Raw genomic sequence first — 9,845 nt, 5'->3', positions numbered from 1 at the left:
TAGCCCTCCACGCCGTAGAGGATCTTGATCTTGTCTCCGGCGGCGTGCCAGGCGTCCGGGAAGGACTGGGCCACGCCGTGATCGGTGATGGCAATGGCGGGATGCCCCCAGCGGATGGCGGTCTTGATGGCCTCCTTGGTGTCCGTCAGGGCATCCATGTTGCTCATCTTTGTGTGCAGGTGCAGCTCTACCCGCTTTTCCGGGGCGGTGTCCTGCCGTTCGGCGTGGTCGATCACGTTGATGTGGTACGGATTGAGCTGAATATCCTTACCGTCCCAGGTGGGTTCCATCTTGCCCTGGACGCACAGCCACATGCCCGGCTTGATGGCCGTGCCGTACTGCTCCGCCTCCTTGGCGGAGAGATTTTTATGAACGCTGACAGAGTTGGTGTAGTCCGTCATGTCAAAGTGCAGCCGCCACATGCCGGGGCGGCGGGTCTCCACACACTCGGCCGCAAAGACCTTGCCCGCCACGGTGGCGGTGCCCATCTTCAGATTCAGCTCCCGCATGGGGTTGGTGCGGCCCTTGATGGGCTTGCCCAGCAGCACCTTGGACACGCCGCCCCCCTGCTTGTCCTTGCCGGAGGTCGGGGCCGGGGATGCTTCCGCAGGCGCGGCGGCCCGGGGCGCCTCGGGAGCCGTCAGGTGGATCTGCACCTGGGAAAAACCGTACACGCCCCGGATCAGCGTCTCCAGAGCGCGGGTATCCTCTTCGGTCATGGGCGTGCGGGCCGTCAAATCCAGGGAGATGGTCATCTTCCCCTGGTCGATAACGGCGCCGGTAATCTCCGCCCCGGAGAGCTTCAGGCGAAGCTCTCCCGAAAGCTGCAGCTCCGCGAACATATCAAAAAACGGGATGTTTCCTGCCATGATTCCCTCTCACTTCAATCTCTCGTATCTGCGGAACCGCAGGCCGCAGCCCCGTTTTCCGCCAGCCGAAAAGATACGCCCGGCAAGGTGGAAACGGCAGTCCGGCGCGGCCGGGCCGTCTTGCCTCCTGCGGGCGTCTTTTCGCTTTTACAGTTTGTCGATCTCTGCCATCAGCGCGTCTACAAGCTGCTCCTGCGGCACTTTGTAAAGGATTTCCCCCTTACGGAACAGCAATCCCTCTCCCTTGCCGCCGGCAATGCCGATGTCCGCCGCGGCGGCCTCTCCGGGGCCGTTGACAGCGCAGCCCATCACCGCCACAGTGATGTTTTTGTCGCAGTTCATAAGCCGCCGCTCCACCTCCTCGGCAATGGGGATCAGGTCGATCCGGGTACGGCCGCAGGTTGGGCAGGCGATGAGATTCACGCCCTCTTTCCGCAGTCCCGCCGCCTTGAGGATCTTCTTGGCGGCGTAGATCTCCTCCACCGGGTCGGCAGTCAGCGTCACGCGGATGGTGTCGCCGATGCCCAGACACAAAAGGCCTCCGATGCCCATGGCGGACTTTACCATGCCCATGGAAGGCGTGCCCGCCTCGGTGACGCCCAGATGGAGCGGGTAGTCCGTCTGCTGGCTCAAAAGCCGATAGGCTGCCATGGTCAGCGGCACGTCGGAGCACTTGACGGAGATGCAGATATCGTCAAAATCATACTTGTTCAAAAGGCGCACGTGCCCCATGGCGCTCTCCACCAGAGCCTCGGCGGTGACGCCGCCGTACTTGGCCCGCAGCTCCTTTTCCAGGGAACCGCCGTTGACGCCGATGCGGATGGGGATGTTCTTGCGGCGGCAGATGTCCGCCACCGCCTTCACCTTCTCCTCCCCGCCGATGTTGCCGGGGTTGATGCGGATGGCATCGATGCCCCGCTGGGCCACCTCCAGAGCGTACTTGTAGTTGAAGTGGATATCGGCAATCAGCGGGATGGAGATCTGCTCTTTGATCTTGTCCACCGCCTCCGCCGCAGCCTGATCGGGAATAGCCACCCGGATGATCTCGCATCCGGCCTCCTCCAGCTTCTTGATCTGGGCCACCGTGGCAGCCACATCATCGGTCTTCGTATTGCACATGGACTGAATGGAGACCGGGGCACCTCCGCCCACGGCCACCTTGCCCACCATCAGTTTCTTTGTCATGGATTCCTCCTATTACCCCACCAGACGGAATACGTCATGGAACGTCACAAACAGCATAAAGCCCATCAGCACCACAAAGCCCGCTGTGTTCACTGCGGTCATGTACCGGGTGGGCACTTTTCTGCGCAGCAGCGCCATGGAGACGGCATCTACCGCCAAAAAGAGAATGTGGCCGCCGTCCAGTGCCGGGATGGGCAGCAGATTCATGACTGCCAGATTCACTGCCAGCATGGCGGCAAAATAGAACATACTGCCCACGGCCGCGCGGATGCCGCCCAGGGCCTGGGCCTGCTCCCCGGTCTCCGTCATGGACGAGACGATTCCCACCGGTCCGCTCAGGTCATCCACGCCCGCCTGGCCGGTGAAGAGCATCTGCAAGCTCAGCCGCACCACCCGGACAAAGTCCACGGTGTTCAGCCAGGCCATGCGCAGCCGGCTCCCCAACGTGGCCTCCTCCGTAGCAGTCAGGTCCTTGTAGATACCGTAACCCTCATACTGCTCTCCCTCCAGACCGGTATAAGTGCTCCACTGAAGGTTTTCCAGGGAAATTTTCTCTCCGTCCCGCACCACCACAAGGTCCAGCGGCTCGCCCCGGTGAAGGTTCAGCAGCAGGTCCACATCATTGAAAAGATAGACCCGCTCGCCGTTGATGGACCAGAACACGTCACCCGCTTCCAGCGTGGTGCCGTTGTTTTGGGCAAACTCCGGTGCCGTACCGGCAATCGCCGGCACCTGAAACACCTGTGCACCGGCATAGATGCCCAGCAGGATCACAAATCCGGTGAGAAGATTCATCAGCGGTCCGGCAGCGAAGATGATCAGCTGCTTCCACCGGCTCTGGGCGTTCAGCGCCCGGTCGTCGGACGAGTCCTCGTCCTCCCCCTCCATGGCGCAGAAGCCGCCGATGGGCAGCGCCCGCAGGGAGTACTGGGTCTCGCCCCGGTCCCGGCACCAGAGTACCGGGCCCATACCGATGGAAAACTCATTGACCCGGACGCCGCAGAGTTTTGCCGCCGCAAAATGCCCCAACTCGTGAAGCGCCACCAGGACGCCGAAGATCAAAATCGCTCCCAGGATATAAAGAATCGTCATGCACTGTCTCCTAGTTTCAGAAAGCTCCGTCCAGCACGCTCTGCCGGGCCGCGGCATCAGCCGCCAGAATTTCAGACAGGGATGGGTTCTGCACCACGGCCACCTCGCTGCGGGCCTTGGCCACCAGCCGGGGAATGTCGTGGAAGCCGATCCGCTCCGCCAGAAAAAGGCCCACCGCCTCTTCGTTGGCGCCGTTGAGGATGGCGCAGGCAGTGCCGCCCTCCGTGGCCGCCTCCTCCGCAAGACGCAGGCAGGGGAACGCGTCCCGGTCCGGCTGGGCGAAGGTCAGGGGCGGACAGGTGAGAAGATCCAACGGCGGTGCCGGGTTCTCCCCACGGTTGGGATAGGTCATGGCGTAGCGGATGGGCAGGCGCATATCCGGTGTGCCCAGCTGAGCCAGCACGGCACCATCCCGGTACTCCACCAAAGAGTGGACGATGGACTGACGGTGGATGACCACGTCCACCTGGGAAAGGGGCAGCCGGTAAAGACGCATGGCCTCAATCACTTCCAGCCCCTTGTTCATCAGCGTGGCGCAGTCCACCGTGATTTTGGGCCCCATTTTCCAGTTGGGATGGCGCAGAGCGTCCGCACGGGTCATCTTCCCCACTTCCTCGTAGGTCATCCCATAAAAGGGGCCGCCGGAGCAGGTCAGAATCAGCCGCTTGATCTCCCGCCGGTCGGCACAGCCCTGGACACACTGGAAAATGGCGGAGTGCTCCGAGTCCACGGGCACGATCTCTGCCCCTGCCGCATCCGCCGCATCCATGACCAGCTGCCCGGCGCACACCAGTGTCTCCTTGTTGGCCAGGGCAATGCGCTTTTTCTCTCCGATGGCAGCCAGTGTGGGCTCCAGGCCCACCATGCCCACCACAGCGGTGACCACCGTGTCCGCCTCCGGTATCACGGCGGCGTCCATCAGGGCAGCGTGACCCCCCAGCACCTTGGTATCCGTGTCCTGGAGCCGCACAGCCAAATCTTTTGCAGCTGCCTCATCGGTCAGCACTGCCAGGCGGGGGCGGAACTTACGCACCTGCTCTTCCATCCGTTCCACGCTGGCATTGGCGGTGAGGGCTGCCACCCGCAGCCCCAGCTGCTCCGCCACATCCAGGGTCTGTCGGCCGATGGAGCCGGTGGAGCCCAAAATCGAAATCGTCTTACTCATAATCCTATCCTATTCCAAAAAGCTGAAAACAATCCTAAAACTACAAGATAGCATCCAGATCAGTATATACCCATGCACACGACCAGCCATACGAAGGGCGCCACGAAGGTCACGGAGTCGAACCGGTCCAGCACGCCGCCGTGGCCAGGCAGAAGGTTGCCGTAGTCCTTGACACCGAACTCCCGCTTGATGACGGAAAAGCTCAGATCACCGATCTGGCTGACGACGCTGCCCACCAGGCCGAACAGCGCCAGGAGCTCAAAGTTCCAGAAGGCGTCCGCAAGAACATAGGAGCCAACCGCCATCATCAGCGCCGTACCGAAGACACCGCCCACCAGGCCGCCCACGGCGCCCTCCACCGTCTTTTTGGGGCTGACGGGGGTCAGCTTGTGCTTACCGAACAGCAAGCCGGCAAAGAAAGCGAAGGTATCGGACCCGAAGGAGATGCACAGAGGGAAGAACACCAGCAGCATTCCAATGTACGGCATCATCCTCAGCCGCAGCAGACAGCTGAGCATCAGCGGAAACACCAGCCCGGCAAAAAGCGCGGCGGTGACGGCGGCAAAGGGCACAGGCCGTGCGCCGCTGTAGCGGCAGATGGACACCACGAACAGCGCCAGCACCAGCAGCGCGCCCAGCATGCCCGTCAAAGGCAGGACCGGCAGCGCGGTCAGCTCCGCGTATCGGATGGACAGCTCCATATACACGCACACAGGCACCAGCACTGCCGAGAGTACGCTCAGGGGGATCAGGGGCTTCCCCGCTTCCCCGGCTACCGCATGCATCAGCTCCCAAGCGCCTACGCCGCACATGCCGCACACCAAAAGCATGGTGGCCCATTCGGGCGCCACACCCAGCACCAGGATTAAAAACGGAATGCCGACCACGGCAACCATCACGCGTTTGAACATGAAATCAACCCTTTTTTGTAAAGCCTTATTTCTTTACACCGCCAAAGCGGCGGTCTCTTTTACGGTATGCATCAATGGCGCGGTCCAGCTCCGCCTCGTCAAAGTCGGGCCAGAGGGTATCGGTATAGTAAAACTCCGAATAGGCGCACTGCCACAAAAGGAAGTTGGAAAGCCGCAGCTCCCCGCTGGGCCGGATGATGAGCTCCGGGTCGGGAATACCGGCGGAGTCCAGATAGCCGGAGAACATGGCCTCGTCCAGCTCCTCGGGCCGCTTCTTCCCTGACGCACAGTCTGCGGCAAAGCGCCGCGCAGCCCGCAGGATCTCGTCCCGCCCGCCGTAGTTGAGGCAGACGTTTGCCTGGAAATCGTCCTTGGACAGGTGCTCCGTAATTTCGTCCGTCTCATGGGCCAGAGCCTGCAGCTCCGGAGAGATGGGCGTCATGTCGCCGAAGAAGTGCAGCCGGATATGGTCCCGCTCCATAGTATTTACTGCCTCCGTCAGATACCGCTTCAAAAGCAGCATGATGGCAGAGACCTCGCTCTCCGAGCGCTTCCAGTTCTCTGTGGAGAAGGCATACACCGTAAGGTATTTGACGCCGATATTCTTGCAGTAGGTGGCGATGCGGCGGAACGTCTCCGCCCCCGCCTTATGGCCGGCGGTGCGGGGCAGGCCCCGCTTGGTGGCCCAGCGGCCGTTGCCGTCCATAATGATCGCAATATGGCGAGGCAAGCCGCCGGCCTGCCCCGCCCCGTCATTCATTTTCATCTGCTCTGCCATCAGACCGCCATCAATTCCTTTTCCTTCTTGGCCAGCAGCTCATCGAGCTTCTTGCAGCTCTCGTCCGTCAGCTTCTGAAGGTCCTTTTCCGCCTGCTTGAGTTCGTCCTCGGTGATCTCGGACTTCTTCTCCTGCTTCTTGAAGTTCTCCATGGCGTCCCGGCGGATGTTGCGGATGGCCACCTTGCCGGCCTCGGCGTACTTGTGGATCTGCTTGACCAGCTCCTTGCGCCGCTCCTCCGTCAGCTGGGGGAAGTTGAGGCGGATGGTACGGCCGTCGTTCTGGGGGTTGATGCCCAGGTCGGAGTTCTGGATGGCCTTTTCAATGGACTTGAGGGCGCTGCCGTCCCAGGGCTGGATCACCAGGGCCCGGGGATCGGGAGAGGAGATGGCCGCGATCTGCTGGATGGGGGTAGGGCTGCCGTAGTAGTCCACCGTGATCCGGTCCAGCACCGCCGCATTGGCGCGCCCCGCCCGTACGGAGGCAAAGTCCGCGTTGACGGAGTCGATGCTCTTTTTCATCTTGTCCTCGTAAATCTTGTATTCATCTTTCAGCATAATGTGGTTCCTTCCTTTCACAAATTGTGGAAAGCGCAAACCGCGCGTGCTTTTATTCTCCGACGATGGTGCCCACCTTTTCGCCGCACAGGGCCCGGATGATATTCTGGGGGTCCTTCAGGGCGAACAGCAGCACCGGGATGTGGTTGTCCATGGACAAGGAGGTGGCCGTGGTGTCCATCACCATCAGGTGCTGGGCCAGCACTTCGTCGTAGCTGATGGCATCGTACTTGACGGCGCTGGGGTCCTTCACCGGGTCGGCGCTGTACACGCCGTCCACGTTCTTGGCCAGCAGAATCACGTCCGCCTCAATCTCCGCGGCCCGCAGCACAGCGGCCGTATCCGTGGAGAAGTAGGGGTTGCCGGTACCGGCGCCGAAGATGACCACACGGCCCTTTTCCAGGTGCCGGATGGCCCGGGAGCGGATGTAAGGCTCGGCAATGGCGCGCATCTCAATGGCGGTCTGCACCCGGACAGGGATGCCCTTTTGCTCGCACACATCCGCCACGGCCAGACAGTTCATCACCGTGGCCAGCATGCCCATATGGTCGGCGCGGGTGCGCTCCATCTTGCCGCCGCTGTTTTTGGCGCCGCGCCAAAAATTGCCGCCGCCGACCACCAGCCCCACCTGGACGCCCAGGTCCAGGCACTGCTTGATCACGTCGCACACCTGACCGATGACTTCAAAATTCAGGCCGGTGTGCTGATCGCCGGCCAGAGCCTCACCGCTGATTTTCAGCAAGACCCGCTTATAAATCGGTTTTCCCATATTCGATCCTCCATTTGGACGGAATTTCATACAGATGTATTTTAACGTATTTTCCCTTGTTTGCATAGGGGGTAGACAAGATTTTCCCAAAAAATCCGCAGCCGCGGACAGCGCAAAAGACCGGCCCGTTTTTCCGGACCGGTCTTTTGCCGTTTTTCCCATGGGCGGCACGCTCATGCCTCCGGCATGGGCTTGCCCAGCCGCCGGTACATGGTGCGCTTCACTGCCCGCAGAATGTTCTCATAGCCGGTGCAGCGGCACAAATGCCCGGAAAGCAGCTTGCGCAGCTCCTCGTCGGTGTACTCCTCCCCGCTTTCCAGAATCTCCTCCGCCGTGAGGATGAAGCCCGGTGTGCAGAAGCCGCACTGGATGGCAGCCTCCTCCACAAAGGCAAGCTGGATATCGCTGAGCTCCCCGTTGGGGCCCAGCAGTCCCTCCAGCGTGCGGATGTTCTTTCCCTCGGCCCAGACAGCCAGGTAAATGCAGGAGTTGAACGCCTCCCCATCGATGAGGACGGTGCACGCACCGCACTCTCCCACCTCGCAGCCTTTTTTCACGCTGGTCATACGGAAGTCGTTCCGGAGCATATCCGTCAGGCTGGCACGCACGTCCACCGTGCGCTCCACGTCTTTGCCGTTGAGATTGAAATGGATCGTCTGCATCTGTGCCATTACAGTGCACCTCCCGCCCGTTTGACCGATTCCGCAAAGGCGCGCCGGGCGCACTCCACGGCAATATGCATCCGGAAGTCCTTGGCTGCCCGCCAGGAATCCCGGGGATGGATGTCTTCCTTTACTGCCTTGGCGAATTCCTCCGCCAAATCCGCAGTGAGCGGCTTTCCGGCCGCCAGTGCCTCCGCCGTTTTGGCCCGCAGGGGCACGGGACCGGCCACGCCGAAGGCCACCCGGGCCCGCTCCACCGTCTTTTTATCGGCGGAGAGCCGCACATTCACGGACGTGCCCAATGTGGCAATGTCCATGGCGTTGCGCATGGCATACTTGATATAGTATCCATAGGTATCGGCATAGCTCTCTTTGGAAATCAAAATGCCGGTCTGGATCTCGCCGGGGCGGATGTCCACCTGCCCGGCACGGATGTAAAAGTCCTGGATGGGCACGCATCGCACGCCCTCCGGGCCGGTCAGCTCGATCACGGCATCATAGGCAAAGAGCGTGGAGGCGGAGTCTGCGGAAGTCACACCGTTGCAGGTGTTGCCGCCGATGGTTCCGATGTTGCGGATCTGGGGTCCGCCCACCTGGTCCACCGCCTCACCCAGCGTGAGCAGATACTGCCGGATCAGCGGGTCGCGGGTGATATGGGAGAAGCTGGTGAGGCTGCCGATGCGCAGCGTGCCGTCGTCCTCCATGGAAATGCCCCGCAGCTCGTCCAGCGTGTAGATGGAAATCAGCTCCGCGCCGGCCCGCTTCCCCTCCCGCATCTGCACCAGCACGTCGGAGCCGCCGGCGATGATCTGCGCCTGGGGGTGCGCCATGCGGAGGGCCACGGCGTCCTGAACGGATTGGGCCTGATAAAGCGCTTTCATATCATACATAGGTATTCCCTCCTCAATCCTCGATCAGCCCCGCCTCTTTGAACTTGCGGTAGAGGACATGGGGCGTGATGGGACAGCAGTCGATGGCCACGCCGGTGGCCTGGAAGATGGCGTTGCGGATGGCCGGCGCGCCGGAGCAGGCCGGCGGCTCGCCCAGAGCCTTGGTTCCATAGGGGGACGTAGGCTCCGGGTTCTCCACGAACTCCGCGTGCAGATGGGGGTGATCCATAAACGTGGAGAGCTTGTAGTCCAGCAGGTTGTTGTTCAGGGGCCGGCCGGTCTTTTCGTCGAACTTCAGCTCCTCGGAGAGGCCGTAGCCGATGGCCATGGACATGCCGCCGTGCACCTGGGCCTCCGCCAGTGCGGGGTTGATGAGGGTTCCGCAGTCGTGGACGTTGACCATGTTCAAAAGCTTGACCTTGCACAGGGGGATATCCACCTCCACCTCGGCAAAGGTGCAGCCGAAGGAATAGGCGTTGGACTTGATCTGCGCCGTGGTCTCGGCGGTGATATGCCGGCTGTCCGTCAGGGAGTACAGGCTCTCTGTTGCCAGCTCTCCCAGTGTCTTGAGCACCCGGCCGTCGCTCTTGCGGACAATCTTGCCGTCCACCAGGTCCAGATTGCTCACCGGCATACGGGTCTGCTCGTGGGCCACCTGCAAGATCCGCTCCCGCAGAGCCGTGGCAGTCTGCATGATGGAAAAGCCGCCGATGTACGTCTGCCGGGAGGCATAGGCGCCGGTGCCGAAGGGCGTCACGTCCGTATCCTGAGAGGACACCACATGCACATCCTCCAGAGGCACGCCCACCGCGTCGGCCACCATCTGGCTGTACGCTGTGTCGCAGCCCTGGCCGATCTCCGTCTCGCCGGTCTGGAACTGGAGAGAACCGTCCTGGTTGAGCACCATGCGGCAGGAGGAGGACTCCAGGGAGATGGGCCACACGGCGGTATTGTACCAGAACACCGC

The 9,845-nt window shown here is 61.7% G+C and carries 11 protein-coding genes; all 11 read right to left on the bottom strand.

The annotated features are described in order from the left end of the window. Window positions 1–869 (bottom strand): PHP domain-containing protein (locus tag QZS13_RS09455; protein ID WP_295588310.1); only part of this gene is annotated, 869 nt, incomplete at its 3' end. 147 nt (window positions 870–1,016) lie between these two features. Further along, a complete protein-coding gene (ispG, locus tag QZS13_RS09450) occupies window positions 1,017–2,054 on the bottom strand; it encodes a flavodoxin-dependent (E)-4-hydroxy-3-methylbut-2-enyl-diphosphate synthase (RefSeq protein WP_295588307.1) in 1,038 nt (345 codons plus the stop codon). 12 nt (window positions 2,055–2,066) lie between these two features. Further along, a complete protein-coding gene (locus tag QZS13_RS09445; protein WP_295588304.1) occupies window positions 2,067–3,146 on the bottom strand; it encodes an RIP metalloprotease in 1,080 nt (359 codons plus the stop codon). Window positions 3,147–3,162: 16 nt separating this feature from the next. Beyond that, on the bottom strand, window positions 3,163–4,311 hold the full coding sequence (locus QZS13_RS09440; protein WP_295588301.1) for a 1-deoxy-D-xylulose-5-phosphate reductoisomerase: 1,149 nt from the start codon (window positions 4,309–4,311) through the stop codon (window positions 3,163–3,165). A 59-nt stretch (window positions 4,312–4,370) separates the two neighbouring features. After that, window positions 4,371–5,222: a phosphatidate cytidylyltransferase gene (locus QZS13_RS09435; RefSeq protein ID WP_295588299.1), complete on the bottom strand. Its 852-nt coding sequence runs from the start codon at window positions 5,220–5,222 to the stop codon at window positions 4,371–4,373. Window positions 5,223–5,247: 25 nt separating this feature from the next. Beyond that, complete coding sequence (gene uppS / locus QZS13_RS09430) at window positions 5,248–6,000, bottom strand: polyprenyl diphosphate synthase (protein WP_295588297.1); 753 nt, start codon at window positions 5,998–6,000, stop codon at window positions 5,248–5,250. Beyond that, window positions 6,000–6,557 (bottom strand): ribosome recycling factor, encoded by a 558-nt coding sequence (frr, locus tag QZS13_RS09425; protein WP_295588295.1) that lies wholly within the window; start codon window positions 6,555–6,557, stop codon window positions 6,000–6,002. The genes uppS and frr overlap by 1 nt, the downstream gene beginning before the upstream one ends. Before the next feature lie 52 nt (window positions 6,558–6,609). Continuing rightward, window positions 6,610–7,326, bottom strand: coding sequence for a UMP kinase (gene pyrH / locus QZS13_RS09420; RefSeq protein ID WP_295588294.1), 717 nt, complete (start codon window positions 7,324–7,326; stop codon window positions 6,610–6,612). A gap of 173 nt (window positions 7,327–7,499) precedes the next feature. Continuing rightward, window positions 7,500–7,997, bottom strand: coding sequence for a xanthine dehydrogenase subunit XdhC (xdhC, locus tag QZS13_RS09415; protein WP_295588292.1), 498 nt, complete (start codon window positions 7,995–7,997; stop codon window positions 7,500–7,502). Continuing rightward, window positions 7,997–8,878, bottom strand: a complete 882-nt coding sequence (xdhB, locus tag QZS13_RS09410) for a xanthine dehydrogenase subunit XdhB (protein ID WP_295588290.1) — start codon at window positions 8,876–8,878, stop codon at window positions 7,997–7,999. The genes xdhC and xdhB overlap by 1 nt, the downstream gene beginning before the upstream one ends. A gap of 13 nt (window positions 8,879–8,891) precedes the next feature. Next, a partial coding sequence (locus QZS13_RS09405) for a molybdopterin cofactor-binding domain-containing protein (RefSeq protein ID WP_295588287.1) occupies window positions 8,892–9,845 on the bottom strand: 954 nt, incomplete at its 5' end.

This window comes from uncultured Oscillibacter sp. (assembly GCF_900546705.1).
Classification (GTDB): domain Bacteria; phylum Bacillota; class Clostridia; order Oscillospirales; family Oscillospiraceae; genus Oscillibacter.
The sequence above is the reverse complement of the archived record's forward strand: the minus strand, read 5'-3'. Positions and strand labels throughout refer to the sequence as shown.